Origin of the sequence: Streptomyces sp. NPDC058701 (assembly GCF_042715295.1) — a bacterium.
Classification (GTDB): domain Bacteria; phylum Actinomycetota; class Actinomycetes; order Streptomycetales; family Streptomycetaceae; genus Streptomyces.
Map to the genome: position 1 here is coordinate 25,332 of NZ_JBHXSY010000001.1, position 25,689 is coordinate 51,020.

The window sequence follows — 25,689 nt, forward strand, 5'->3', positions numbered from 1 at the left end:
CCCGGCCTCACCTGCCCCGGTCGTCGCGCCCGCGACCCTGCCCGTGCCCCCGGGGGCGGAGCAGGTCGGCCGCCTCCAGGTCCCCGTCGAGGAACCGGCCCAGGACGAATCCGATGGCGCCGAGGGCGGCCACCAGTAGGAAGGCCCCGAAGCCGCCGAAATACCCGGCGAACCCCAGTGCCATGCCGGCCAGCAGGCCGACGACCGCCATGCTCATGCGGGTTCCTCTCGGCGGAGCGAAGTGGGGAGGGGGTGGGGTACCGCCTAGTGGAGCCGGGACTCCGGTTCCTCGTCTTCCTCGTCGGGCAGTTTGACGTCGCTGACGGCGATGTTGACCTCCACCACCTCCAGGCCGGTCATCCGCTCGACCGCGGAGATGACGTTCTCACGGACGGCCCGGGCCACGTCGCGGATCGACACGCCGTACTCGACGACGATCTCCAGGTCGAGGGCGGTCTGGACCTCGCCGACCTCCGCCTTCACCCCGCGGCTCACGCCGGCCTTGGCTCCCCCGGGCACCCGGTCGCGCACGGCCCCGAACGTACGGGAGAGGCCGGTACCGCTGCCCATGGCGTGGACCCCGACCACCTCGCGCGCGGCCAGTCCGGCGATCTTCTCGACCACCCCGTCGGCGACGGTCGTACGGCCCCGGTCACCGGGCTCCCGTGCGTGTCCCCCTGCTACGGATTCAGTCATCGCTTGTCCTTAGAAGTGGAAGCTTGGACTCCCGACCACGGTAGGCGGGCACCCCCAACAACGCACCGGGGACTACGCCGGTCGGCCGCAGCCGGTCACGGAGCACGTGCCCCGCACCGGTCCGGACATGCCGCCGCCCCGCCCCCGGGCGGGGGGCGGGGCGGTGAGGCCGACCGGCGGGGCAGCTGCCCGGATCAGTCCGAGAGGCCCGCCAGGTCGCGCAGGCGGCGTGCCTGGGCGGCGCGCTCGGCGGCGCGCTGCTCGTCGTACGGGCGGGAGGGGGCGTCGCGGAGCAGGGCCTTGGTCTCGATCACGGCGTCCCGGGGCGGGGCCAGCAGCGCGGTCGTGAGGTCCTGGACGGCGGCGTCGAGTTCGTCAGCAGGGACGACGAGGTTGGCGAGGCCGATCCGCTCGGCCTCCTCGGCGTGCACGAAGCGGCCCGTGGCGCAGATCTCCAGCGCGCGGGCGTAGCCCACGAGGGAGGTCAGGGGCTGGGTTCCGGTCAGGTCGGGAACCAGGCCCAGGCTGGTCTCGCGCATGGCGAACTGCACGTCGTCCGCGACGACGCGCAGATCGCACGCGAGAGCGAGCTGGAAGCCGGCGCCGATCGCGTGCCCCTGCACCGCGGCGACGGAGACGATGTCAGTGCGCCGCCACCAGGTGAACGCCTCCTGGTACTCGGCGATGGTGGAGTCGAGCAGTTCGTCCGAACCGCGTGCCAGATCGAGGAAGGACGGCTCGCCCTCGAAACCCTCGGGGGTGAACGCCTGCCGGTCGAGCCCGGCGGAGAAGGACTGTCCCTCGCCGCGCAGCACGACGACCCGGACGGTGCCCGGCAACGACCTTCCGGCCTCGGCCAATGCCCGCCAGAGCGCGGGGGACTGGGCGTTTCGCTTGGCCGGATTGGTCAGTGTCACCGTGGCGACCGTGTCGTCGACGGTGAGTCGTACGCCGTCCTTGTCGAGCAGAGCCATCTGTATGCCTCCGGTGTGCAGTTCGGCCGCAAGCCCGGCCCAAGTGACTGCACAGTAACCACCCAGCCGACCGGAGGGCCGACCGGGGGTCACCGAAGGAACCGCTGGTTCAGTGGAGCGGTGGAGCGTCGGAACGGATGGGACCGGGGGGAATCAGGCCGTGGCGGCCTTCTTGCCGCGTGTCGCGCCTCCGCGACCGCGCAGCGAGACCCCGGACTCACTGAGCATCCGGTGGACGAATCCGTAGGACCGGCCGGTCTCTTCGGCCAGCGCCCGGATACTCGCACCGGAGTCGTACTTCTTCTTCAGGTCTGCCGCGAGCTTGTCGCGCGCGGCGCCGGTTACCCGGCTGCCCTTCTTCAGAGTCTCGGCCACCCGTGCCTCCTCGTGGGAAGTGCGCTCTGGACTTCTCATGATCACCCCTCCCACGCTTCCTGGCCACCCATTCCGCAAGGTCGGTACGACCGCATTTCCCGAGGGGTGGACACGCGAGCGGAACGGAATCTTCACTTCCGCTGCATGACCTCCGTCACACTTCGCAGCTCCCGCCGAAAAGCACCAGGTCAGGGGCCGGGCGAGGGAAAGCGGAAGGCCCCGGCCGCGCACCTGCAGAAGTGCGGCCGGGGCCGTCGAACGACGCGCGACGGTACGAGACCGCCTCACTCAGATGATGGATCACCGCTGAGCCGAATGATCCATAAGGGATTCGATCAGAAGCGGAACCCCGATCGGGCGCCGGGTCAGGCGAGGGAGACGAGGTCGCGGTAGTCCGGTCCCCAGAGGTCCTCGACGCCGTCCGGGAGCAGGATGATCCGCTCCGGCTCCAGCGCCTCGACGGCGCCCTCGTCGTGCGTGACGAGGATGACGGCGCCCTTGTAGGTGCGCAGCGCGCCCAGGATCTCCTCGCGGCTGGCCGGGTCGAGGTTGTTCGTGGGCTCGTCGAGGAGCAGCACGTTCGCCGAGGAGACGACCAGCGTGGCCAGGGCCAGCCGGGTCTTCTCGCCGCCCGAGAGCACTCCGGCGGGCTTGTCCACGTCGTCGCCGGAGAACAGGAAGGATCCGAGCGTCTTGCGGACGGCGACCAGGTCCAGGTCGGGGGCGGAGGAGCGCATGTTCTCCAGGACCGTGCGCTCCGGGTCCAGGGTCTCGTGCTCCTGGGCGTAGTAGCCGAGCTTGAGGCCGTGGCCCGGGGTGACCTGGCCGGTGTCGGGCTTCTCCGTGCCGGACAGCAGGCGCAGGAGGGTGGTCTTGCCGGCGCCGTTGAGGCCGAGGATGACGACGCGGGAGCCCTTGTCGATGGCCAGGTCGACGTCGGTGAAGATCTCCAGCGAGCCGTACGACTTCGAGAGGCCCTCGGCGGTCAGCGGGGTCTTGCCGCAGGGCGCCGGGTCGGGGAAGCGCAGCTTGGCGACCTTGTCGGAGACGCGGACGGCGTCCAGGCCCGCGAGCAGCCGGTCGGCGCGCTTGGCCATGTTCTGGGCGGCGACGGTCTTGGTCGCCTTGGCCCGCATCTTGTCGGCCTGCGAGTTCAGGGCCGCGGCCTTCTTCTCGGCGTTCTGGCGCTCGCGCTTGCGGCGCTTCTCGTCGGCCTCGCGCTGCTGCTGGTAGAGCTTCCAGCCCATGTTGTAGACGTCGATCTGGGAGCGGTTGGCGTCCAGGTAGAAGACCTTGTTCACGACGGTCTCGACCAGGTCGACGTCGTGGGAGATCACGATGAAGCCGCCGCGGTAGTTCTTCAGGTAGTCCCGGAGCCAGACGATCGAGTCGGCGTCGAGGTGGTTGGTGGGCTCGTCGAGGAGCAGCGTGTCGGCATCCGAGAAGAGGATCCGGGCGAGCTCGACCCGGCGGCGCTGGCCGCCCGAGAGGGTGTGCAGCGGCTGGCCGAGGACCCGGTCGGGCAGGCCGAGGGCGGCCGAGATGGTCGCGGCCTCCGACTCGGCGGCGTACCCGCCCTTGGTCAGGAACTCGGTCTCCTGGCGCTCGTACTGGCGCATCGCCTTGTCGCGGGTGCCGCCGGAGCCGGTGGCGATCCGCTCCTCGTTCATCCGCATCTTCTTGATGAGGACGTCGAGGCCGCGGGCCGACAGGATGCGGTCGCGGGCCAGGGTGTCGAGGTCGCCGGTGCGCGGGTCCTGCGGGAGGTAGCCGACCTCGCCCGAGCGGGCGATGGAACCCGCGGCGGGCTGTCCCTCACCGGCGAGGCACTTGGTGAGGGTGGTCTTGCCGGCTCCGTTGCGGCCGACGAGGCCGATGCGGTCGCCCTTGGCGATGCGGAACGAGGCGGACTCGATGAGGACGCGGGCGCCGGCGCGCAGCTCGACGCCGGTGGCGGTGATCACGGAAATACTCCAGGGCGGTGTGGACGGCGGAAGGGGGGCAGGACGCGATGCTTCGACGCCGCTAATCCGCGAGGAGATTTGCCATGAGGACCATTCTACCGGGGGTCCGCAACTACTTTCCGGGCATGCGGACGGGGGACGCCGGCTCCCCCGCGTCCCCCGTTCGGCCCAGCGAGCGCACCGGTCGGCCGGAGCGCACATCAGGATGAACGGGTTGATACTCGCCGCAGGGCGGACACGTGGATGAGGGCGGTGCGGGATGCAGTTCGACGACAACGCCAATCTGGACACTTCCGAGGTCAGCGATGTGCGCGGCAGCCGCATCCCCGGCGGGAGGGCCACGGTCGGCGGCGGCATCGTCGGCATCATCGCGCTGATCATGGGCCTGCTCTTCGGCGTGGGCCCCGAGCAGCTGGGGCTGTCCTCCGGGAACGAGGAGCCGGACCCGGCCGCCTCCTCCGTCAACCAGGTGCAGCAGGCCTGCCGGACGGGGCAGGACGCGAACGCGCGGGAGGACTGCCGGCTGGTCGCGGTGGTCAACAGCACGCAGGACTTCTGGAGGCAGGAGTTCACCCGGCGCGGCGGGCAGTACAGCCCGGCGCAGACGGTCTTCTTCTCCGGCCGCGTGGGCACGGCCTGCGGGACGGCCACCTCCGCGGTCGGCCCCTTCTACTGTCCCGCGGACCGGAAGGTCTACCTGGACCTGAGCTTCTTCCAGGAGCTGCGGACGAAGTTCGGCGCGAGCGGCGGCCCCTTCGCCCAGGCGTACGTCGTCGCCCACGAGTACGGGCACCACATCCAGAACCTGACCGGCACGCTCCAGCGGTCGCAGGACGGGCAGCAGGGTGCGAACAGCAACGCGGTGAAGGTGGAACTGCAGGCGGACTGCTACGCGGGGGTGTGGGCGCGCAACGCGACGAAGACCCCGGACGAGTCCACGGGCCGCCCGCTGATCACCAGCCTGACCGACCAGGACATCAAGGACGGCCTGAACGCGGCGGCCGCGGTCGGCGACGACCGGATCCAGGAGAAGATCCAGGGCCGGGTGACCCCGGAGTCCTGGACGCATGGATCGGCCGAGCAGCGCCAGCAGTGGTTCTACCAGGGCTACCGCACCGGGGACATGGCCCAGTGCAACACCTTCCGCTGACCGTCGGCGGCGCCTGCCATGCTGTGCCGTGGGTCACTTTCACGGCCGATGACATGCACCAGCGAGAGGGAGTGATCGTCATGGCAGGCGTTCCGTCGATCTGTCCGACCCTGCTGTACCGCGACGCCAAGGCGGCGATCCGGCAGCTGACGGAGGCGTTCGGGTTCCACCAGGTCGCCGTGTACGAGGGGGACGACGGCTCGGTGGCGCACGCCGAGCTGTCGTACGGCAGCGGCATCGTGATGCTCGGCAGCAAGGGCCGGGGCGGGCTCTTCGACAAGGCCATGGAGGAGGCCGGCCCCGCCGGGGTCTACGTCGTGGTCGACGACGTGGACGGCCACCACCGGCGGGCCGTCGAGCACGGCGTGGAGATCCTGATGGAGCCCACCGACCAGGACTACGGCTCGCGGGACTACATGGCCCGGGACGCCGAGGGCAACGTCTGGAGCTTCGGGACGTACGCGCCGCAGGCCTGAGGCCGGCGGCGCGTCCGCGGTGTCACTCGCCGCCGGTGTGCACCTGGAACGCGGCCCGGCGGACCGCTTTGGCGAGCGCCGGGTCGGGGTGGGCCGCGGCCAGCGCCACCAGGACCTGCACGGTGCGCGGGTGGCCGACCGCGCGGACCTCGTCCAGCAGCCGGGGGACGGTGGTCCGTACGGCGGAGTCGAGGTGGCGGGCCAGCAGGTCCGCCTCCCCGTGGTCGGCGATGGCGGCCGCGGTGTCCACCCAGAGCCAGGTCGACTCCTCGGCGGTGAGCACGTGTTGCGCCTCGTCCGGGTCGACCCCGTCGTGCTCGGCGAGCCAGAGCAGGGCGTACGGCCGCAGGGCGGCCTCGCGGACCGCGGCGCGGACCTCGGGCTCCGCGGGGGCCCCGACCACGCGCAGCGCCTCGAAGGCGAGCCCGCGCAGCAGCGCGTCCTCGCCGCGGGCGGCGTGCAGGAGTTCGCTGACCGCGTGGCCGACGGGCCGGGCGGCGAGCCAGGCCTGGTACTCGGCGCGGGCCGGCCCCGGGGTGAGGCGGGCGCAGCCGTGCAGCATGGCGGCGGCGGACTGCTCGATGTTCCCGGCGGGGCTCTGCGCGGCGACGCAGATCTGCTCCAGCTTGACCCAGACGGCCCAGCTCCCCAGCGGGGTGAGGGTGGCCCGCGCGGGGCCCAGCGTGACGGCGTCCACGGCGGCGAGGCCGCCGAGCGCCCAGCGCAGCAGCCTGGCGAGCGGGAACGGTCGGGTCTCGGTGGCGGGCACCGGGGCGGGTCCGGGGACCCGGTCGGCCGGTGCGGAGGCGGACTCGGCGCCGTACGGAACCTCGCACCGCTCGCCGCGCAGCTCGGTGACGCGCTGCCCGAGCAGGTCCAGGAGGTCGGGCACGGTCACCGGGCCGGCCGACAGCTGCAGCAGGGAGAGCAGCTGGGGCATCGCCTCGACGACTTCGGCGACCACCGCGGGGGCGATGTCGGCGGGGGCGGGGTGGACCAGCGACCAGGCGTCGAAGAGCGCGACCCAGCCGCGCAGCACGGCGGTGTCGTCGCGGTCCCAGGCGCGCAGCCGCCAGCCGGGCCGGGCGTGGCCGCCGTGCACCTCGACGAGGCCGGCGAGCCGGGCGCGGTCCCAGCCGACCCGGATCTGGCCGTGGGTCAGGTTCAGTTCCGCGGCGGCGCGTTCGACGTCGGAGGCCGGCAGCGCGCCCGCGGGTGCGGGGCGGCCGCCGTCGCCGGCTCCGAGGTTGCGCTCGGCCCAGCGGGTCAGGCGTACGGCGTCGACGAGCGAGGCCCTGGCCCGGTTCGCGAGGTCCGCCGTGGCGGGCGTACCGGCCGGGGGCCGCGGGGTGGTTCTGGTCCGTCGGTCGGTCACCGCCTTGCGGGCCGTGGCGACGGAACGCGGGGAGACGAGTCGGAGTCTGGAGTCGCGAGCCAACTGCTCATCAGGCTTTCGGGACGTCACGGAAGCAGTCTCGCCCGTGACGGGCCGAAAGCCCAAACGGAACCGGCGGTTACCGCTGCTCACCGGGGAACAGACCGGGACAACCCACCCCCTGGAACCCGGCCGCCACCGGGCCTTCACATGACGGAAACCCCCGCGGGCGCGCTCACATGAGCGGAGTGAGGAAGCGGCGCAGAACCTCTTCGTAGCCGGTCGGGTCCGCGTTCCACATCGCCCCGTGCCCGGCCCCGGTCACGGTGTGCAGGGTGACGAGGTCGGGGCGGGCGGCGGCGAGCCGCCGGGAGGGCCCCCAGGGTGCGAGCGTGTCGTCCGGGCCGTGGAAGACCAGGACCGGGACGCGCAGCGCGCCGGGGTCGGCGCCGGGCGGCGGCCGGTCGGCGCCCAGCCCCGCGCGGCTCTCGGCGGCCCGCACCGCCAGCGGCAGCACCGCGGCCGGGATACGGCGCGCGGCCGCCAGCGAGCGCAGCGTCGCGCGCCGGTCGAGGACGGGCGAGTCGAGCACCAGCCCGGAGATCCGGTCCGCGAGCGCCGAACGCTCGGCGGCGCGCAGCGCCATGGTGGCCCCGGTGGACCAGCCGTGCAGGATCACGCGGCGGGCTCCGTAGCGCAGGGCGTAGCGGATGGCGGCGTCCAGGTCCCGCCATTCCGATTCGCCGAGGTGTCCGAGACCGTCGGGCGGGGCGGGCGCGCCGAGGTCGCCGCGGTAGGCGAGGTCGAGGACGGGCAACCGGTGGCGGTGCAGGAAGGGGATGACCACCATCGGGTGTTCGCGGCTGCTGCCGAGCCCGTGCGCGGTGATGACCCAGGTGTCCCGGGCCGCGGGCACGAACCAGGCGGGCAGGGCGCCCAGCTCCCCCGGGATGTCCACGTCGGCGTGGTCGAGCCCGAGGGCGGTGCGCGGGTTGCCGAGGTGGACCTGGGGGGTGAGGGTGACCCGGGTTCCGGGGGCGAGGCTGCCGTGGGTGACGGCGACGAGCCGGCGGACCACGGTGTCGGGGCCGTGCGGGGCGTCGGGCAGGACGGGGCCGACGACCGCGTGCACCCCGGGGGCGTCCAGGCCGTACGTGCCGGGGCGCAGGGAGCCGAGGGAGCGGGTCAGCTCGACCCGGCCGGGGGCCGTGGAGTGCACGCTGAGCCGGGGACCGCCGGGCAGGGGGCACCCCGGTTCGGGGCGCAGGGCCGCGCCGGCGGCGTAGCGGCCGGCCGCTACCGCGGCCGCGCCGGCGCCCAGGAGCGTCGTGGTGACGGCCGCTGCCGTCGCTGTGGCGGTTCGCACCGCTCCAGTGTCGGCGCGCGGGTCCCGGCGGGCCACCGGAGGGGACCGCTCCGCGGGAGGCGGCGAGCTCGGCTCGCGGGGACCGGAAGCGGAGTGAGCTAGCTCTCCTTCCGGTGACGGGAGGGACTGCCGGGGCAGGCGGCCCTGTTGGCGGAGGGACGCATTCACCCGGCTTTGACGTGCATTAATCGCTACATCTACGGCAGAACCCGGACGAAGGTCCCGATCGGGTGGCGCACCAGTACACCGCCCCGCCCGGGTCAGTTCACCTTCCGTTCATCCAGGTTGCCTACGGTCGCCGAGCCACTGACGTCAAACAGAAGCCTGGGTAAATGGAGCACATAACGCTTCTCCTCGGGATCGTGATCATCACCGCTCTCGTGTTCGACTTCACGAACGGTTTTCACGACACGGCCAACGCGATGGCCACCACCATCTCGACCGGCGCCCTCAAGCCCAAGACGGCGGTGGCCATGTCCGCCGTACTCAACCTCGTCGGCGCGTTCATGTCCGTCGAGGTCGCCAAGACGATCTCCAAGGGCCTGGTCAACGAAGAAGGCATCCAGCCAGAGGTGATCTTCGCCGCCCTGGTCGGAGCCATCCTCTGGAACCTCGTCACCTGGCTGGTCGGCCTGCCCTCCAGCTCCTCCCACGCCCTGATGGGCGGCCTGATCGGTGCCGCGGTGGCCTCGGCCGGCATGGGCGCGGTCAACGGCAGCGTCGTCGTCACCAAGGTGCTCATCCCCGCGATCGCCGCCCCCCTGGTGGCCGGCCTGGCCGCGCTGCTGGCGGCGAAGATCACCTACAAGCTCGGCAACAAGGTCGGTGAGAAGACCTCCGCGAAGGGCTACCGCGCCGGACAGATCGCCTCGGCCGGCCTCGTCTCCCTCGCGCACGGCACCAACGACGCGCAGAAGACGATGGGCATCATCACGCTGGCGCTCATCGCCGGCAACGCGCTGCCCGCCGGCGCCAACCCGCCGGTCTGGGTCATCGTCTCCGCCGGCCTGGCCATCGCGATGGGCACCTACCTGGGCGGCTGGCGCATCATCCGCACCATGGGCAAGGGCCTGACCGACCTCCAGCCGCAGCAGGGCTTCGCAGCCCAGACCTCCGCGGCGAGCGTCATCCTGGCCTCCTCGACCCTCGGCTTCTCCCTCTCCACCACCCACGCGTGCTCCGGCGCGGTCATGGGTGCGGGCCTGGGACGCAAGGGCGGCGTGGTCCGCTGGTCCACCGCCACCCGCATGTTCATCGCCTGGGGCCTGACCCTGCCGGCCGCCGCCCTGGTCGCCGCCGGAGCCGAGCTCGTCATGCGGACCGGTGACATCGGCATCGCCGCCGTCACGGTCTTCCTGGTCGCCTCCTGCATCGCCATCTGGCTCATCTCCCGCCGTCAGGTCGTCGACCACCACAACGTCAACGAGGTGGAACCGGCCGGCGCCCCGGCGCCGGAGGCGGGCGTCGTGACCACGGCCATGGCCGCCGTCACCGTCCCGCCGACCACCGCCGCCGCCGCGGCCATGGCCGACGACGACCTCCGGGCCACCATCCCGGCCGCGACGACGACCCCGGCGGCTCCGGCCGCCGCGGTCTGACCGAGACCTGCAGAGGAACGGCAGTATGAAGATCGACTGGGAAGCCCTCGGCTCCGTCTTCGGGGTCAGCCTCTCCGCCACCGTCGCCCTCGTGGCCCTCTTCACCCTGGGCCTGGTGGGCCTGTCCAAGCACGAGGCCGCCACCGAGCAGGGCGGCAGCGCCACCCTGGCCCGCAGCGGGGCGTACGCCTGCTTCGCGCTCGTCACGGCGGCCGTGGCGTACGGGATCTACCTGATCGTGGCCTGAGACACACGGCGCGCGGGCTCCCTCCGGGTTTCACCCGGGGGGAGCTTTCGCATGACCGGCCCCGCGCCCGCCGTACGCCCGGCGCGGGCGGCACCGTACCCCGTCCGCGGCCCCGCCGCAGGTCAACGGCGAGTTGACGGGCCTTCGCGGTGCGTGGTGGACTGCCCGAGCCATTACGGCGGCATGGAGAGGAAGCCGGTGCGAATCCGGCGCGGTCCCGCCACTGTCACCGGAGCACTCGACCGAGTGCGACCCGGGAGCCAGGAACTCTCGCCGCCGGTCACGTCGAACCAGGGCGCGGACCCTGAGTGAGGACATGCCTTCCACCATGCGTGCCGACCGCGTCTTCGCGTACGGCGCCGCGGCGGGCCTGATCGGCGACCGGATCCTCGGGGATCCCCGCCGCGGGCACCCCGTGGCCGCCTTCGGACGGGCCGCCGCCGCCGTCGAGCGCGCCCTGTGGCGCGACGACCGCGCCCGGGGCGTCCTGCACACCCTGGTGTGCGCGGGGGGCGCGACCGCCGTCGGCGTGCTCGGCGCCCGCGCCGTGCGCTCCCGGCCCGCGGCCGCCCGTATCGCCCTGACCGCCGCCGCCACCTGGGCCGTCGTGGGCGGCACCTCGCTGGGCCGGGAGGCCCGCACCATCGGCGGGTCGCTGGCCGCCGGGGACGGCGAGGCGGCCCGGAAGCGGCTGCCGCACCTGTGCGGGCGCGATCCGCAGGCCCTGGACGAGCAGGAGATGGCCCGGGCCGTCGTGGAGTCCGTCGCCGAGAACACCTCCGACGCGGTCGTCGGGGCCCTGGTGTGGGGCGCCGTCGCCGGGGTCCCCGGCCTGCTGGCCTTCCGCGCCGTGAACACCCTGGACGCGATGGTCGGCCACAGGTCCCCCCGCCACCTGCGCTACGGCTGGGCCTCCGCCCGGCTCGACGACGTGGCGGGCTGGCCCGGCGCCCGGCTGACCGCGCTCGCCGCCGTCCTGGCCGGCCCCGACCGGCGGGGGGCCGTACGGGCCTGGCGCGCGGACGCGGCCCGGCACCCCAGCCCGAACGCCGGCCCCGTCGAGTCCTCCTTCGCGGGGGCGCTCGGCGTGCGCCTGGGCGGCACCCTGGCGTACGGCGGCCGCGTCGAGCACCGGGCCGTGCTGAACGGCGCGGCCGGACGTCCCGTCGAGGTCGCCGACATCGAGCGGGCGGTACGGCTGTCGCGGAACGTGACCTGGCTGGCACTGGGGGCCTGCGTGGCCGCCCGGACGCTGGCCGCGCGCGCCTCCCGCGGCGCCCTCCTCCCCCGCATCCCCCGTACGAGGAAAGGACGCCCGTGAGCGGCGCGAAGCGCGGCGGCGGACTACTGGTCGCCGGTACGACGTCGGACGCGGGCAAGAGCGTGGTCACGGCGGGCATCTGCCGCTGGCTGGCCCGCACCGGCGTGAAGGTGGCGCCCTTCAAGGCGCAGAACATGTCGCTGAACTCCTTCGTCACCCGGGAGGGCGCCGAGATCGGGCGCGCCCAGGCGATGCAGGCCCAGGCGGCCCGCGTGGAGCCGACCGCGCTGATGAACCCGGTGCTGCTCAAACCGGGCAGTGACCAGAGCAGCCAGGTGGTGCTGCTGGGCAGGCCGGTGGGCGAGATGAGCGCCCGCGGGTTCTTCGGGACGGCCGGGGGCGCCGCCCCCGGGGCGGCGCCGCAGGGCGGCCGGCGGGAACAGCTGCTCGGCGTCGTCACGGACTGCCTGGAACAGCTGCGGGGCACGTACGACGCCGTGATCTGCGAGGGCGCGGGCAGTCCGGCGGAGATCAACCTGCGCCGGACCGACATCGTGAACATGGGGATCGCCCGGGCCGCGCGGTTCCCGGTGGTCGTGGTCGGGGACATCGACCGGGGCGGGGTCTTCGCGTCCTTCTTCGGGACGACGGCGCTGCTGTCCCCGGAGGACCAGTCGCTGATCGCGGGGTACCTGGTGAACAAGTTCCGCGGCGACGTGTCGCTGCTGGAGCCCGGCATGGAGATGCTCCGCGGCCTCACGGGCCGGGGGACGTACGGGGTGCTGCCCTTCCGGCACGGCCTCGGCATCGACGAGGAGGACGGGCTGCGGGTCTCGCTGCGCGGCGCCGTCCGCGAGTCCGTGGTGGCGCCGCCGGTCGGCGAGGACGTGCTGCGGGTCGCGGTGTGCGCGGTGCCGTTGATGTCCAACTTCACCGACGTCGACGCGCTCGCCGCCGAGCCGGGGGTCGTGGTGCGGTTCGTGGACCGGGCCGAGGAGCTGGCCGACGCGGACCTGGTCGTCGTACCCGGCACGCGCGGCACGGTGAAGGCGCTGGCCTGGCTGCGCGAGCGCGGTCTCGCCGACGCGCTGGCGCGGCGGGCCGCCGCGGGCCGGCCGGTGCTGGGAATCTGCGGCGGGTTCCAGGTGCTCGGCGAGCACATCGAGGACGAGGTCGAATCGCGGGCCGGCGCGGTCGACGGCCTCGGCCTGCTGCCCGTACGCGTCCGCTTCGAGCGGGAGAAGACCCTCGCCCGGCCGACGGGCACCGCGCTCGGCGAGCCGGTCGAGGGGTACGAGATCCACCACGGCGTGGCCGAGGTGCTGGGCGGGGAGCCGTTCCTGGACGGGTGCCGGGTCGGGTCCGTGTGGGGGACCCACTGGCACGGCTCGCTGGAGTCGGACGGCTTCCGCCGGGCGTTCCTGCGCGAGGTCGCGGCGGCCGCCGGGCGGCGCTTCGTCCCCGCGCCGGACACCTCGTTCGGGGTGCTGCGCGAGGAACAGCTCGACCTGCTGGGCGACCTGATCGAGGAACACGCCGACACCGGCGCGCTGCTGCGGCTGATCGAGGACGGCGCCCCGGCGGGGCTGCCGTTCCTGCCGCCGGGCGCACCGTGACGGGCCCGGGCGCCGGCGCGCCCGGCACGGCGGCGGTCCGCGCCCTCACGCTCCCTGTGCCGCACATATCCCTAGAAGGAGTGAGCAACCGATGAGCACGCCCTATCCGTTCACCGCAGTGGTCGGCCAGAACGACCTGCGGCTGGCGCTCCTGCTCAATGCCGTGAGCCCGGCGGTCGGCGGCGTGCTCGTGCGCGGCGAGAAGGGGACCGCCAAGTCCACCGCCGTGCGTGCGCTGTCAGCGCTGCTGCCTCAGGTCGACGTCGTGTCCGGGTGCCGGTTCTCGTGCGCGCCCGCCGCGCCGGACCCGGCCTGCCCGGACGGCCCCCACGGACAGGCCCCCGGCGGCGTCCGGCCCGCACGGATGGTGGAACTGCCGGTGGGCGCCTCCGAGGACCGGCTCGTCGGCGCCCTCGACATCGAACGGGCCCTCTCCGACGGCGTGAAGGCCTTCGAGCCGGGCCTGCTGGCCGACGCCCACCGCGGCATCCTGTACGTGGACGAGGTCAACCTCCTCCACGACCACCTGATCGACCTGCTGCTGGACGCGGCCGCGATGGGCGCCTCGTACGTCGAGCGCGAGGGCGTCTCGGTCCGCCACGCCGCCCGCTTCCTGCTGGTCGGGACCATGAACCCGGAGGAGGGCGAGCTCCGCCCGCAGCTCCTGGACCGGTTCGGTCTGACGGTGGAGGTCGCCGCCTCCCGGGAGCCCGCCCAGCGCGTCGAGGTGGTGCGCCGCCGGCTCGCGTACGAGGACGATCCCGCGGGCTTCGCGGACCGCTGGGCCGGGGACGAGCACGAGGTCCGGGCCCGCGTGGTGGCGGCGCGGTCGCTGCTGCCGAAGGTGGTGCTCGGGGACGGCTCCCTGCTCCAGATCGCGGCGACGTGCGCCGGCTTCGAGGTCGACGGCATGCGCGCCGACATCGTGATGGCGCGGACCGCGACCGCGCTGGCCGCCTGGGCCGGCCGGACCGAGGTGCGCAAGGAGGACGTGCGGCAGGCCGCCCTGCTGGCCCTCCCCCACCGCCGGCGCCGCAACCCCTTCGACGCGCCGGGCCTGGACGAGGAGAAGCTGGACCGCATCCTGGACGGCTTCCCGGACGACGAGCCGGATCCGGAGCCGCAGGGCCCGGACGACGGCGCCCCGCAGGACGGCGGCCCCGACGACGGAGGCCCGGACGACGGAGGCTCCGACAACGGCGGCCCCGACGGCGGCGGCGGGCTCCCCCCGCGGGACGGCGGCCCCGACGCGCCCGAGCGGCAGCAGCACCCCGAGGACGGCCGGCCCCAGGAGACGGCCGGGGAGCAGGACGCCCCCGAGGGCCCGCAGCCGTCCGGGGCGGCCGAGGCCGCGCCCGAGCAGGCCGCGGTGCGCGCCGCCGAGCCGTTCCGCACCAAGGTGCTGAGCGTGCCGGGCCTAGGCGAGGGCGCGGCCGGGCGGCGCTCGCGCGCCCGCACCGCCCACGGCCGTACCACCGGCGCCCGGCGCCCTCGCGGCCAGCTGACCAAGCTGCACCTGGCGGCGACCGTGCACGCGGCGGCCCCGCACCAGAAGGCCCGCGGGCGCAGCGGGCGCGGCCTGGTGATCCGCAAGGACGACCTGCGGCAGGCGACCCGGGAGGGCCGCGAGGGGAACCTCGTCCTCTTCCTCGTCGACGCCTCCGGCTCCATGGCCGCCCGGCAGCGGATGAGCGCGGTCAAGGGCGCCGTGCTGTCGCTGCTGCTGGACGCCTACCAGCGCCGCGACAAGGTCGGCCTGATCACCTTCCGGGGCTCCGGCGCCGAGCTGGCGCTGCCGCCGACCTCCTCGGTCGACTCGGCCGCCGCGAGGCTGGAGCAGCTGCCGACCGGGGGCCGCACCCCACTGGCCGCCGGTCTGCTGAAGGCCCGTGAGGTGCTGCGGATCGAGCGGCTGCGGGACCCCTCGCGGAGGCCGCTGCTGGTCGTGGTCACCGACGGGCGGGCCACCTCGGCGGGCGGGCTCGGCGGCGGGCTGCCGGGGGACACGCCCCGCGAGCTGTCGGGCCGTGCCGCCCGGCTGCTGGCGGCCGAGGGCCTCACCTCCGTGGTCGTGGACTGCGAGTCCGGACCGGTCCGGCTGGGGCTGGCGGGGGTGCTGGCCGCGGACCTCGCGGCGCCCGCCGTGACCCTGGACGGGCTGCGGGCCGACTCGCTGGCCGGGCTCGTGAAGGACGTGCGTACCGCCGTGACCACCACCTCATCACCGCAGAACCGCAACAGGAGGGCCGCGTAATGCCGCAGGGACAGCCGTCCGTCGTTCCGGACGACGGACTCACGACGCGCCAGCGCCGCAACCGCCCGCTCGTCTTCGTCCACACCGGCCCCGGCAAGGGCAAGTCGACGGCGGCCTTCGGGCTGGCGCTGCGCGCCTGGAACCAGGGCTGGCCGATCGGGGTGTTCCAGTTCGTCAAGTCGGCGAAGTGGAAGGTCGGCGAGGAGAACGCGCTCAAGGTGCTCGGCGCCTCCGGCGAGGGCGGCTCCGTCGTCTGGCACAAGATGGGCGAGGGCTGGTCCTGGGTGCAGCGCGACGCCCAGCTCGACAACGAGCAGGCGGCCAGGGAGGGCTGGGAGCAGGTCAAGCGCGATCTGGCCGCCGAGACGCACAAGCTGTACGTCCTCGACGAGTTCGCGTACCCGATGCACTGGGGCTGGATCGACGTCGACGAGGTCATCGAGGTGCTGCGCAGCCGCCCCGGTGCCCAGCACGTGGTCATCACGGGGCGCAACGCACCGCAGAAGCTGGTCGAGTTCGCGGACCTGGTCACCGAGATGACCAAGGTCAAGCATCCGATGGACGCCGGCCAGAAGGGCCAGAAGGGCATCGAGTGGTGACGTCCCTCGGCATACCGCGGCTGGTCGTCGCCGCTCCGTCCTCCGGGAGCGGCAAGACCACCGTCACCACGGGCCTGATGGCCGCCTTCGCGGAGCGCGGCCTCGCCGTGTCCCCGCACAAGGCCGGGCCCGACTACATCGACCCCGGGTACCACGCGCTGGCCACCGGCCGGCCGGGGCGGAACCTGGACGCGTTCATGTGCGGGCCGGACCTGGTCGCGCCGCTGTTCGCGCACGGGGCCGCCGGGTGCGACCTCGCGGTCGTCGAAGGCGTGATGGGGCTCTACGACGGCGCCGCCGGGCGGGGCGAGCTGGCGTCCACGGCGCAGGTCGCGAAGCTGCTGCGGGCGCCGGTGGTGCTGGTCGTCGACGCGTCCTCGCAGTCGCGGTCGGTGGCGGCGCTCGTGCACGGCTTCGCCTCCTTCGACCCGCAGGTGCGCCTGGGCGGCGTGATCCTCAACAAGGTCGGCTCCGACCGGCACGAGGTGATGCTGCGGGAGGCGCTGGAGGAGGCCGGGATGCCGGTGCTCGGCGTGCTGCGCCGGGCCCCGCAGGTGGCCGCGCCCTCGCGGCACCTGGGGCTGGTCCCGGTCGCCGAGCGGCGGGCCGACGCCCTGGCCTCGGTGGCGGCGCTGGCGGAGCAGGTGCGCCGGGGCTGTGACCTGGACGCCCTGATGGCCCTGGCCCGGACGGCCCCGCCGCTGCACTGCCAGCCCTGGTCGCCGTCGGCCGCCCTGGCGGGTGCGGGGGGCGGCTCGGCGCGACCGGCGGACGGCTCGGCGCGACCGGCGGACGGCTCGGTGAGCGCTGCCGGACCGGCGGAGGCCGTCCCCGGGCTCCCCGGCGGGCGGCCGGTCGTCGCCGTCGCGGGCGGTCCGGCGTTCACCTTCTCGTACGCCGAGCACGCGGAGTTGCTTGCCGCGGCGGGTGCCGAGGTCGTCACCTTCGATCCGCTGCGGGACGAGGAGCTCCCCGAGGGCACCGGCGGTCTGGTGATCGGCGGCGGCTTCCCCGAGGTGTACGCGCCCGAACTGTCCGCCAACGAGGCGCTGCGCCGGTCGGTGGCGGCCTTCGCCGCGGCGGGCGGCCCGGTGGCCGCCGAGTGCGCCGGGCTGCTGTACCTGGGGCGGTCGCTGGACGGGAAGCCCATGTGCGGGGTGCTCGACGCCGACGCCCGGATGTCGGAGCGCCTCACCCTGGGCTACCGCGAGGCGGTGGCGGTGTCCGACAGCGCGCTCGCGGCGGCCGGGACCCGGCTGCGCGGGCACGAGTTCCACCGGACGGTGATCGAGCCGGGTGCCGGCGCCGCTCCCGCGTGGGGGTTCACGCACCCGGAGCGCCGGGTCGAGGGCTTCGTGCAGCAGGGCGTGCACGCCAGTTACCTGCACACGCACTGGGCGGCGGAGCCGTCCGTCGCCCGCCGCTTCGCGCGGGCGGCCGCGGGCCGGCCGTGAGCTCACTCCGCGAGGCCGACCACCAGCCAGATCCCGGCCACCCCGCCCACCGTGCACATCAGCGTGGACAGGGCGGGGTGTTCGTGGTGCGCCTCGGGCAGGATCTCGGCGGCGGCCAGGTACAGCAGGACCCCGCCGAAGAACCCGAGGTACGCGCCGAGCGTTTCCTCCGGAAGGGTGAACAGCAGGGTGGACGCCGCGCCCACGACCGGGGCCAGGGCGTCCGCGAAGAGCATCGTCACCGCCTTGCGGCGGTCGTTCCCGTACAGGCTGGTGAGCGTGTACGTGTTGAACCCGTCGGCGAAGTCGTGGGTGATGACGGCCAGCGCCACGGCGACGCCCATGCCCCCGCCGACCTGGAACGCCGCGCCCAGCGCGACCCCGTCGGCGAGGCTGTGGCCGACCATCGCGGCGGCCGCCGTGAGCCCCACCTCGGGTGTGCGGGCCCCGTTCCGGGCGCCGTGCGAGGCCCGGCGTACGGCCAGCACGCGTTCCACGACGTGCGCGACGAGGAAACCGGCCACGAAGAGCAGCAGGGCGAGCGGGACGCCGAAGACCTCGTCGCCCGCCGCGTGCAGGGCCTCCGGGAGCAGGTCCAGGCCGACGACGCCGAGCATCAGCCCGCCGGCCAGGCCCAGTACGAGGTGTCGGCGGTCGGTGACGCGCTGCGCCGTCCATCCGCCCGCCAGGGTCATCAGGAACGCGCCCAACGCGACGATCACGGCCATGTCCCCCTGGATACCGACTCCCGGCCCCGCGCGCACGTCCGCGCCCAGGTACCGGGGGGCGGCCGGTTGACGAACGGACGGCGGCGGGCGAGGTTCGGGGGGTGCGCGGTGGACGGTTCCGGGTGGTGCCCGGGTGACGGTGACGACGGAGGGAGGCTTCCCGGTGGGTGAGTACGCGACGCGGTTGGTGGTCGGGGTCGGCGGACGCGCGGGGGTCTCCGTGGCGGAGGTCTGCGCGCTGGTCGAGGAGACGCTGCGGGGGGCCGGTCTGGCCGCCGCGGCGGTGACGGCGCTGGCCACGGTGGAGTCGAAGGCGGACGAGGCGGGGATCGTCGGCGCGGCGAAACGTTTCGGCGTGCCGCTCATCGGCTACTCCGCCGAAGTACTGGCCGAGGTCCCGGTGCCGCACCCCTCGGAGGCGGCGCGCGCGGCCGCCGGAACCCCGTCGGTGGCGGAGGCCGCGGCGCTGGCGGGGGGCGGACACCTCCTCGTGCCCAAGCGCCGGTCGGTGGCGGCGACCTGCGCGGTGGCCACGGCGCAGGGGCACGACCTGCGCCACCACGGCGATGCGGAGGTGCGGGACGCGGACGCCGCGCTGGTGGACCTCGCGGTCAACGTACGGGCGCACACTCCCCCGGAGTGGCTCACGCGGCGGATCGCGGCGTCCCTCGGGGATCTCGCGGCGTACCCCGACGGCCGGGCGGCCCGCGCGGCCGTCGCGGACCGGCACGGGCTGCCGGTCGAGCGGGTGCTGCTGACGGCCGGGGCGGCGGAGGCGTTCGTGCTGATCGCGCGGGCCCTGGACGCCGTGCGGCCGGTGGTGGTGCATCCGCAGTTCACCGAGCCGGAGTCGGCCCTGCGGGACGCGGGCCACCGGGTCGAGCGGGTCGTGCTGCGGGCGGAGGACGGGTTCCGCCTGGACCCGGCGGCGGTGCCCGAGGACGCGGACCTGGTGGTGGTCGGCAATCCGACGAACCCGACCTCCGTGCTGCACCCGGCGGACACCCTGGCCGCACTGGCGCGGCCGGGCCGCCTCCTGGTGGTGGACGAGGCGTTCATGGACGCGGTCCCGGGCGAGCGGGAGGCCCTGGCCGGACGGATGGACCTGCCGGGCCTGGTGGTGCTGCGGAGCCTGACGAAGACCTGGGGGCTGGCCGGGCTGCGGATCGGCTACGTCCTGGCCGAGCCCGCGGTGATCGCGAAGCTGGCGGCCGCGCAGCCGCTGTGGCCGGTGTCGACCCCGGCGCTGGTGGCCGCCGAGGCCTGCGTGGCCCCGGCGGCACTGGCCGAGGCGGAGGAGGCGGCGCGGCAGGTCGCGGTGGACCGGGCGCACCTGCTGGCCGGGCTCGCGGAGTTCGAGGAGATCACCATCACGGGAGTGGCGCAGGGGCCGTTCGTCCTGATCCGGGTGGACGGTGCCGCGGAGGTCCGCCTCCGGCTGCGCGCCCTCGGGTTCGCGGTCCGGCGCGGGGACACCTTCCCCGGGCTGGACCGCTCCTGGCTGCGGCTGGCGGTCCGCGACCGGGTGACGACGGGCCGGCTGCTCCAGGCCCTGGACCACGCGCTGGCCCTCACCGGCGGCCGCTGACCCCGGGGCGGACCTCCCGCCACCGCCGCGCGCCCGCGGTCCCCGTACGGGCGGCGTACCCTGACGCCGGAGCGCAGGGGGCGGCGACGAGCCCCGCGGCGGACGGACGCACCGGGGGTCGGACATGAAGGCAACCGTCGGGATCTGCGCGGCACTGGCCGCACTGGCCGTGGTGGGCGGCGGCGTCTACGCCGCGCCCCGGCTGCTGGACCGCGGCGGTGCGCCCGCCGCGCAGCAGCGGCTCCAGGACGGGGCGGGGCGGGGCGGCGACGCGTCCGAGACGCCGTCCCCGCGGGCGCCGGCCGCCCCGGCGGGTCGGCCGTTCACCCTGGTGGCGACCGGCGACATCATCCCGTACCCGTCGATCATCCAGCGGGCGGCCGACGACGCGGGCACGGCCGGGGGGTACGACTTCCGCCCGATCCTCGCCGGGGTCAAACCCCTCGTCTCCGCGGCCGACCTGGCGATATGCCACCACGAGATACCGTACGGGCGGCCCGGCGGACCGTACACGGGCTACCCGCTCTTCAAGGCCCCGCACCAACTGGCCGACGCCCTCGGGGACGCGGGCTACGACAGCTGTTCCACGGCCTCGAACCACACCCTGGACGACGGCTTCGAGGGCCTCGCCCGCACCCTGGAGCACCTCGACCGCGCCGGGGTCCCGCACGTCGGTTCGGCCCGCAGCGCCCAGGAGGCCGCCGCGCCGGCCGTGATGTCGGCCGGCGGCGCCAAGGTGGCGCAGCTGTCGTACACGTACGGCACGAACGGCATCCCCCTCCCCCCGGACAAGCCGTGGGCGGTGAACCTCGTCGACCGGGACAGGATCGTCGCCGACGCCCGCGCCGCCCGGGCCGGGGGTGCGAACGTGGTGGTGCTGAGCGTCCACTGGGGCACCGAGTGGCAGACGGCCCCCGACCAGCAACAGCGTGAGCTGGCGCAGGCGCTGACCGCGTCCCGCGGCGCCGACGGGCTCCCCGACATCGATCTGGTCCTGGGCACCCACAACCACGTGCCGCAGCCCTACGAGAAGATCAACGGCATCTGGGTGGTCTTCGGCATGGGCGACCAGGTCGCCAGCTTCGTGCCAGCGGACAAGCTGCGCGGCAACCAGTCCTCGGTGCCCCGGTTCACCTTCGCCCCGGCGGCGGACCGCCCGGGTCGCTGGGAGGTGGTCAAGGCCGAGTACCTGACGCAGTTCTCGGACACGGGGCCGCCGTTCCGCGTCGTCTGCGCGTCCTGCGCGGCGGCCGACACCGGGCTCGGGGCGGCCAAGCGCGCCGAGTACGCGCGGATCGACCGGCAGGTCACGGAGGCCGTGCTGTCGCGCGGCGCGGCGGGACAGGGGCTGGAGCACGCCACCCGCTGAGCCCCCACCCGTGGCGGCCGTGCCCCTGCCTCCTGCCCCGCCCGGAACCGGTAGCCCCTCCGCCCCGGCTCCGGCTTCCCCCGGCTCCGGCTTCCCCCGGTTCCGCCGGGCGCATCCCGTTGAGCACTCCCCTCCGGGTGCTCCTCGGGACGGCGCTCCCCTAGGGGGTCACGAGGTCCTGCGCCGCCGGGTCAGGACCAGGGCGCCCCCGCCGATGCCGAGCAGGACCAGGGCGGCGCCCGCGACGTACGGGGCCGTCGAACCGCCGCCGGTCTCGGCCAGGTTGGCGCCGGTGGTGACGGTGCCGGTCCGGGTGTCCGCGACCGCCTGCGGCCTCACGTCGGGCTTCCCCTCCGGCTTCGGCGGGATCGGGGCGGGCGCCGGCGGGGACGTGCAGTGCGCCTCGGCGAGCACGATCTCGCCCTGCACCTCGGCCACGTTCAGGTTCAGCGGGTTGACCGAGATCGTGAGCCGGAGCGCCGACGCGGCCGCCGCGTCGGAGGTGGTCTCGGTGCCGGACAGCTCCATGGTGACCAGGCCCATGCCCGGGACCTCGACCTTGGTCGGCCCGCCGGCGGACAGGGTGACCTTCTTGCCGAGCGCGGTGACCTTGCCGAGGACGTTCGCGCTCGCCACGGGCTTCCTGCCCGCCTCGCAGACGGCCTTGGAGGTGACCTGCTCCACCTCGACGAGCGAGAGGGCCGGCAGCCCCGGCACGTGCACCCGGGCCTTGGCGAGGTTGACCTCGGCCTCGGCCTTGTTCTTGTCCGCGGTCGCCTCGGACGTGGCCACGTCGGCGCGGAGCACGCTGACCGGGGCGCCTCCCTCGACGCCGTCCAGGGTGACGGTCAGCGCCGTCTTCTGCGCCGGGGCGGCCGGGGCGGTGACCTCGTTGAGCGTCGTTTTCAGGGGGATGTCGACGGTCTTGTCGAGCAGGCCCACGTCCAGGCCGGCCCGCAGGACGACGGCTCCGGCCTTGCCCGCTCCCCCGGGCCCCGCGCCGCCGCCTCCCGTGGCGGAGGCGGGGGGAGCGGCGAGCAGGGCGACGGCTCCCGTCGCGAGCAGGACGACCGCGGGCATGCGGAGGGTGTTGCTGTTCAAGGTGGTGGAACCCCCGGGGAGATGGGTGCCGTCGCGGCGCCAATGGGGGACATCGCACGCGCCGACGGCTTCGACCCTCGGAATCTTTACGCACTGTGGGTGAACGGGCGGCAACCTGACGTCAGTTCACCCCAATGGGTGGTTTCCACGCATACATTCGATTTTCCACGCCCCAGGAGGAACGCGAGTGCGCTCTTTTCGCAGGCGCCCCGGCACGGGGAGCCTCGCGGGCGTGCACAACGACGCCGGAGCCCCCGATGTCACGCCCCGTCAACGCGGCGCCACCGGCCCCGGGGTCCGGTCCGCCCCCCGGCCCGCACCACCCCCGGCCCGGAACCCGGACCCGGACACCGGTCCGCGGGCGGCCTCAGGCGCGGACCGTGCCGTTCACCACGACCCGCAGCGGCCGCGCGAGCGCGCGCACGTCGGCCCGCGGGTCCTCGGCGTACACCACGAGGTCCGCCGGCGCCCCCTCGACCAGGCCGGGCCGGCCGAGCCACGCACGGGCGGCCCAGGTGGTGGCCGAGAGCGCCTCCAGCGGCGGGATGCCGGCCTTGACCAGCTCGGCCACCTCCGCCGCGACCAGCCCGTGCGGCAGCGAGCCGCCCGCGTCCGTGCCGACGTACACGGGAACCCCTGCGTCATAGGCCGCCCGGACGGTGTCGTACCGGCGCTCGTGCAGCCGTCGCATGTGCGCCGACCAGCGCGGGAACTTCGCCTCGCCGCCCGCCGCCATCTTCGGGAACGTCGCGATATTCACCAGGGTCGGGACGATCGCGACGCCGCGCTCCGCGAACAGCGGGACGGTGTCCTCGGTGAGCCCGGTGGCGTGCTCGACGCAGTCGATGCCCGCCTCGACCAGGTCCCGCAGCGAGTCCTCCGCGAAGCAGTGCGCGGTGACGCGGGCGCCGAGCCGGTGCGCCTCGGCGATGGCCGCCTCGACCTCCGCGCGGGGCCAGCAGGCCGTCAGGTCGCCCGCCTCGCGGTCGATCCAGTCCCCCACCAGCTTCACCCAGCCGTCGCCCCGCAGCGCCTCCCGGCCGACGTACTCGACGAGGTCGGCCGGCTCGATCTCGTGGGCGTAGTTGCGGATGTAGCGGCGGGTGCGCGCGATGTGGCGACCCGCCCTGATGATCTTCGGGAGGTCCTCGCGGCCGTCGATCCAGCGGGTGTCCGAGGGCGATCCCGCGTCGCGGATCAGCAGGGTGCCCGCGTCCCGGTCGGTGAGTGCCTGGCGCTCGGCCGTCCCGGCGTCGACCGGGCCGTGGGAGTCGAGCCCGACGTGGCAGTGCGCGTCGACCAGGCCGGGCAGGGCCCAGCCGGTCACCGTGGTGATCTCGCGGGCGGTCGGCGGGCGTTCCCAGGAGATCCGCCCGCCGACCACCCAGAGCTCGTCGCGGACGTCGTCGGGGCCGACGAGCACCCGCCCCTTCACGTGCAACACCGCGACGTCCCGCGGGACGTCGGCATCTGTGTCGGTGTCGGTCACATCGGCATCGGTCATGTCGGCACTGTACGTGCGTGCTCGGTACGCTCTCCCGGTACATCCGGACGACCCCGGACGAGCCCGGACGAAGAGAGCGCCGCCGTGACCCACCCCCTCCTGGACTTCCCGCCGCTGACCGCGGAGCGCTTCGCGTCGATCGAGCGTCGGGTCGCCGAACTCCTCTCCACCCGGCAGGACGTGGTGATCACCCAGGGCGAGGCGCTGCTGCCCCTTGAGGGGTGCATCCGGTCGGGAGCACGGCCCGGTTCGACGGCGCTGAACGTCGTGACCGGCCCGTACGGGACCACCTTCGGCAACTGGCTGCGCGACTGCGGGGCCACGGTGGTGGACCTGGAGGTGCCCTTCGACACCGCGGTGACGGCCGGGCAGGTGGCGGCGGCGCTCGCCGAACGCCCGGAGATCGACTTCGTCTCCCTCATCCACGCCGAGGCGGCCACCGGCAACACCAACCCGGTCGCGGAGATCGGCGAGGCCGTACGGGCCCACGGCGCGCTGTTCATGCTCGACGCGGTGGCGTCGGTGGGCGCCGAACCGCTGCTCCCGGACGCGTGGGGCGTCGACCTGTGCGTGATCGGCGCGCAGAAGGCGATGGGCGGCCCGGCGGGGGTCTCGGCGGTGTCGGTGTCGGAGCGCGCCTGGGCCCGCTTCGCGGAGAACCCGGCGGCCCCGCGCCGCTCGTACCTGTCCCTCCTGGACTGGAAGGAGCGCTGGATCGACGGCGGTCGCACGGCGCTGCTCCACGCTCCGGCGCAGCTGGAGATGCTGGCCCTGGAGGCCTGCCTGGACCGGATCACCGCCGAGGGCCTCCCCGTGGTGGAGGCCCGCCACGCTGCCGCGGCCGCGGCGACCCGGGTGGGCGCGGCGGCCCTGGGCCTCGCCCCGTTCGTGGGCCGGGCGGCGGAGGCGGCCCCGGTGGCCACCACCCTGCGCGTCCCGGACGCCTCGCTGGTGGCGGCCAAGGCGCTGGCCGCCGATCCGGCGGCCCCGCTCGCCGCCGGGGGCGGCGCGCTGGCGAAGGAGATGGTCCGGGTCAACCACTACGGACGGGCGGCCTCGCTGCCGGTGGTGCGCAGCGCGCTGGCCGCCCTCGCGACGGCTCTGGGCGTCGAGCCGGGCCCGGCGCTCGACGCGGCGGGCGCGGCGTGGGAGGCGGCCCTGCGCTGACCCGCGGGGTCGGCGCGGACGGCGGGCGGCCGGGCGGCGGCTCCGCGGGCGCACGCCCCGGTGCCGGCCCGTCAGGACAGGGCGTCGAGCAGCCGGTCCACGTCGGCCTCGGTGGTGTAGAGGTGGAACGAGGCCCGCAGGGCGCCCGCGCGGGCGGCGGTGGCGATGCCGGCCGCCTGGAGGGCGGGCAGGCGGTCGGCGAGGCCCGGAACGGAGACGATGGCGGCGTCGCCGGGCACCGGTTCGTGGCCCAGCCGGGCGAGCCCGGACCGGTAGCGGGCGGCCAGGGCGGTGTCGTGCGCGTGCACCGCCCCGATGCCGACGCCCTCCAGCAGCGCCAGCGAGGGCTCGGCCGCGTGGTAGGCGAGGAAGGCCGGGGACTCGTCGAACTTCCTTGCGCCGTGGGCCAGTTCCGGCATCGGCCCGTACGTGGCGTCCCACATGGACTCGGCCGCGACCCAGCCGGCGTGCAGCGGGGTCAGGGTGTGCTCGGCGTCCTCCGAGACGGTCAGGTAGGAGGCTCCGCGGGCGCCGAGCAGCCACTTGTACACCCCGCCGGACCAGTTCGCTGACGAGGCCAACGAGCACCAGGACCACGGCGAGCACCAGGCCGTGTCAACCAAAACTGACGCTATCTGGTAGCACCCTTTCCGCCCGCTGACCCAACGGCAGAGGTGCGCGGTACCGGCCCCGACTCGGGGATATCGCCCGCAGAGTTCCGAGGTTCGAGCCCTCGGGCGGGCACTAGTCGATGACGTGCATCCCACGTACCGGCTCGCAGTACGTCTGTCCGTTGCTGTCGACCAGCGCGGTTCGGCTGTACGCCT

General features: G+C 74.6%; 23 protein-coding genes and 1 riboswitch. Of the genes, 12 read left to right on the forward strand and 11 right to left on the reverse strand.

What is annotated here, in order from left to right:
• Positions 1-7: 7 nt before the first annotated feature.
• The 5 genes from ACFWW8_RS00140 to ACFWW8_RS00160 form a co-directional block, all read right to left on the reverse strand.
• Positions 8-217, reverse strand: a complete 210-nt coding sequence (locus ACFWW8_RS00140) for a hypothetical protein (protein WP_386521471.1) — start codon at positions 215-217, stop codon at positions 8-10.
• Between the two features lie 47 nt (positions 218-264).
• Complete coding sequence (locus ACFWW8_RS00145) at positions 265-696, reverse strand: Asp23/Gls24 family envelope stress response protein (RefSeq protein ID WP_386521474.1); 432 nt, start codon at positions 694-696, stop codon at positions 265-267.
• Positions 697-890: 194 nt separating this feature from the next.
• Positions 891-1,670, reverse strand: a complete 780-nt coding sequence (locus ACFWW8_RS00150) for an enoyl-CoA hydratase/isomerase family protein (RefSeq protein ID WP_386521476.1) — start codon at positions 1,668-1,670, stop codon at positions 891-893.
• A gap of 153 nt (positions 1,671-1,823) precedes the next feature.
• Entirely contained in the window at positions 1,824-2,045 is a 222-nt protein-coding gene (locus ACFWW8_RS00155; RefSeq protein WP_030010789.1) for a helix-turn-helix domain-containing protein, read from the reverse strand.
• Positions 2,046-2,410: 365 nt separating this feature from the next.
• Entirely contained in the window at positions 2,411-4,009 is a 1,599-nt protein-coding gene (locus ACFWW8_RS00160) for an ABC-F family ATP-binding cassette domain-containing protein (protein WP_267722406.1), read from the reverse strand.
• Between the two features lie 259 nt (positions 4,010-4,268).
• Here ACFWW8_RS00160 and ACFWW8_RS00165 point away from each other — a divergent pair, with 259 nt between their 5' ends.
• Together ACFWW8_RS00165 and ACFWW8_RS00170 are read left to right on the forward strand one after the other, a co-directional pair.
• Positions 4,269-5,159, forward strand: a complete 891-nt coding sequence (locus ACFWW8_RS00165; RefSeq protein WP_386521479.1) for a neutral zinc metallopeptidase — start codon at positions 4,269-4,271, stop codon at positions 5,157-5,159.
• An 80-nt stretch (positions 5,160-5,239) separates the two neighbouring features.
• Complete coding sequence (locus ACFWW8_RS00170; RefSeq protein ID WP_386521482.1) at positions 5,240-5,635, forward strand: VOC family protein; 396 nt, start codon at positions 5,240-5,242, stop codon at positions 5,633-5,635.
• Between the two features lie 22 nt (positions 5,636-5,657).
• On the opposite strand, the gene ACFWW8_RS00175 is transcribed toward ACFWW8_RS00170, so the two are convergent.
• Both ACFWW8_RS00175 and ACFWW8_RS00180 read right to left on the reverse strand, forming a co-directional pair.
• Positions 5,658-7,100 carry a hypothetical protein gene (locus ACFWW8_RS00175; protein WP_386521485.1) on the reverse strand — a complete coding sequence of 481 codons (1,443 nt, stop codon included), beginning with the start codon at positions 7,098-7,100 and terminating at the stop codon, positions 5,658-5,660.
• A 145-nt stretch (positions 7,101-7,245) separates the two neighbouring features.
• A complete protein-coding gene (locus tag ACFWW8_RS00180) occupies positions 7,246-8,376 on the reverse strand; it encodes an alpha/beta hydrolase (RefSeq protein WP_386521488.1) in 1,131 nt (376 codons plus the stop codon).
• Between the two features lie 332 nt (positions 8,377-8,708).
• Here ACFWW8_RS00180 and ACFWW8_RS00185 point away from each other — a divergent pair, with 332 nt between their 5' ends.
• The 7 genes from ACFWW8_RS00185 to ACFWW8_RS00215 all read left to right on the forward strand — a co-directional run bounded on the left by ACFWW8_RS00185 (position 8,709) and on the right by ACFWW8_RS00215 (position 17,405).
• Complete coding sequence (locus ACFWW8_RS00185) at positions 8,709-9,974, forward strand: anion permease (protein ID WP_386521491.1); 1,266 nt, start codon at positions 8,709-8,711, stop codon at positions 9,972-9,974.
• 25 nt (positions 9,975-9,999) lie between these two features.
• Positions 10,000-10,221 carry a hypothetical protein gene (locus ACFWW8_RS00190; protein ID WP_267722397.1) on the forward strand — a complete coding sequence of 74 codons (222 nt, stop codon included), beginning with the start codon at positions 10,000-10,002 and terminating at the stop codon, positions 10,219-10,221.
• Between the two features lie 162 nt (positions 10,222-10,383).
• Positions 10,384-10,514: riboswitch (cobalamin riboswitch) on the forward strand.
• Positions 10,515-10,549: 35 nt separating this feature from the next.
• Positions 10,550-11,542 (forward strand): cobalamin biosynthesis protein, encoded by a 993-nt coding sequence (locus tag ACFWW8_RS00195; RefSeq protein ID WP_386522184.1) that lies wholly within the window; start codon positions 10,550-10,552, stop codon positions 11,540-11,542.
• The gene (locus ACFWW8_RS00200) at positions 11,539-13,098 is read left to right on the forward strand and encodes a cobyric acid synthase (RefSeq protein WP_386521493.1); all 1,560 of its coding nucleotides are present in this window, start codon (positions 11,539-11,541) and stop codon (positions 13,096-13,098) included. Before ACFWW8_RS00195 ends, ACFWW8_RS00200 begins: the two co-directional genes overlap by 4 nt.
• Positions 13,099-13,189: 91 nt before the next feature.
• Entirely contained in the window at positions 13,190-15,352 is a 2,163-nt protein-coding gene (locus ACFWW8_RS00205) for a putative cobaltochelatase (protein ID WP_386521496.1), read from the forward strand.
• Positions 15,352-15,951, forward strand: coding sequence for a cob(I)yrinic acid a,c-diamide adenosyltransferase (gene cobO, locus ACFWW8_RS00210; protein ID WP_386521498.1), 600 nt, complete (start codon positions 15,352-15,354; stop codon positions 15,949-15,951). The genes ACFWW8_RS00205 and cobO overlap by 1 nt, the downstream gene beginning before the upstream one ends.
• A complete protein-coding gene (locus ACFWW8_RS00215) occupies positions 15,945-17,405 on the forward strand; it encodes a cobyrinate a,c-diamide synthase (protein WP_386521501.1) in 1,461 nt (486 codons plus the stop codon). The genes cobO and ACFWW8_RS00215 overlap by 7 nt, the downstream gene beginning before the upstream one ends.
• 2 nt (positions 17,406-17,407) lie before the next feature.
• On the opposite strand, the gene ACFWW8_RS00220 is transcribed toward ACFWW8_RS00215, so the two are convergent.
• Positions 17,408-18,133 (reverse strand): ZIP family metal transporter, encoded by a 726-nt coding sequence (locus ACFWW8_RS00220; RefSeq protein WP_386521504.1) that lies wholly within the window; start codon positions 18,131-18,133, stop codon positions 17,408-17,410.
• Between the two features lie 163 nt (positions 18,134-18,296).
• Between ACFWW8_RS00220 and cobC the strand changes: the two genes are divergently transcribed.
• A complete protein-coding gene (cobC, locus tag ACFWW8_RS00225) occupies positions 18,297-19,721 on the forward strand; it encodes an Rv2231c family pyridoxal phosphate-dependent protein CobC (RefSeq protein WP_386521507.1) in 1,425 nt (474 codons plus the stop codon).
• Between the two features lie 124 nt (positions 19,722-19,845).
• Positions 19,846-21,090 (forward strand): CapA family protein, encoded by a 1,245-nt coding sequence (locus ACFWW8_RS00230; protein ID WP_386521510.1) that lies wholly within the window; start codon positions 19,846-19,848, stop codon positions 21,088-21,090.
• A gap of 168 nt (positions 21,091-21,258) precedes the next feature.
• Here ACFWW8_RS00230 and ACFWW8_RS00235 read toward each other — a convergent pair whose 3' ends face one another.
• Complete coding sequence (locus tag ACFWW8_RS00235; protein ID WP_386521512.1) at positions 21,259-22,191, reverse strand: SCO1860 family LAETG-anchored protein; 933 nt, start codon at positions 22,189-22,191, stop codon at positions 21,259-21,261.
• Between the two features lie 367 nt (positions 22,192-22,558).
• Positions 22,559-23,695 (reverse strand): amidohydrolase family protein, encoded by a 1,137-nt coding sequence (locus ACFWW8_RS00240; RefSeq protein ID WP_386521515.1) that lies wholly within the window; start codon positions 23,693-23,695, stop codon positions 22,559-22,561.
• A gap of 84 nt (positions 23,696-23,779) precedes the next feature.
• On the opposite strand from ACFWW8_RS00240, the gene ACFWW8_RS00245 reads away from it, so the two are divergent.
• Positions 23,780-24,862 (forward strand): pyridoxal-phosphate-dependent aminotransferase family protein, encoded by a 1,083-nt coding sequence (locus tag ACFWW8_RS00245; protein WP_386521517.1) that lies wholly within the window; start codon positions 23,780-23,782, stop codon positions 24,860-24,862.
• Between the two features lie 71 nt (positions 24,863-24,933).
• On the opposite strand, the gene ACFWW8_RS00250 is transcribed toward ACFWW8_RS00245, so the two are convergent.
• Positions 24,934-25,443, reverse strand: coding sequence for a hypothetical protein (locus ACFWW8_RS00250; RefSeq protein ID WP_386521520.1), 510 nt, complete (start codon positions 25,441-25,443; stop codon positions 24,934-24,936).
• Positions 25,444-25,689 lie beyond the last annotated feature (246 nt).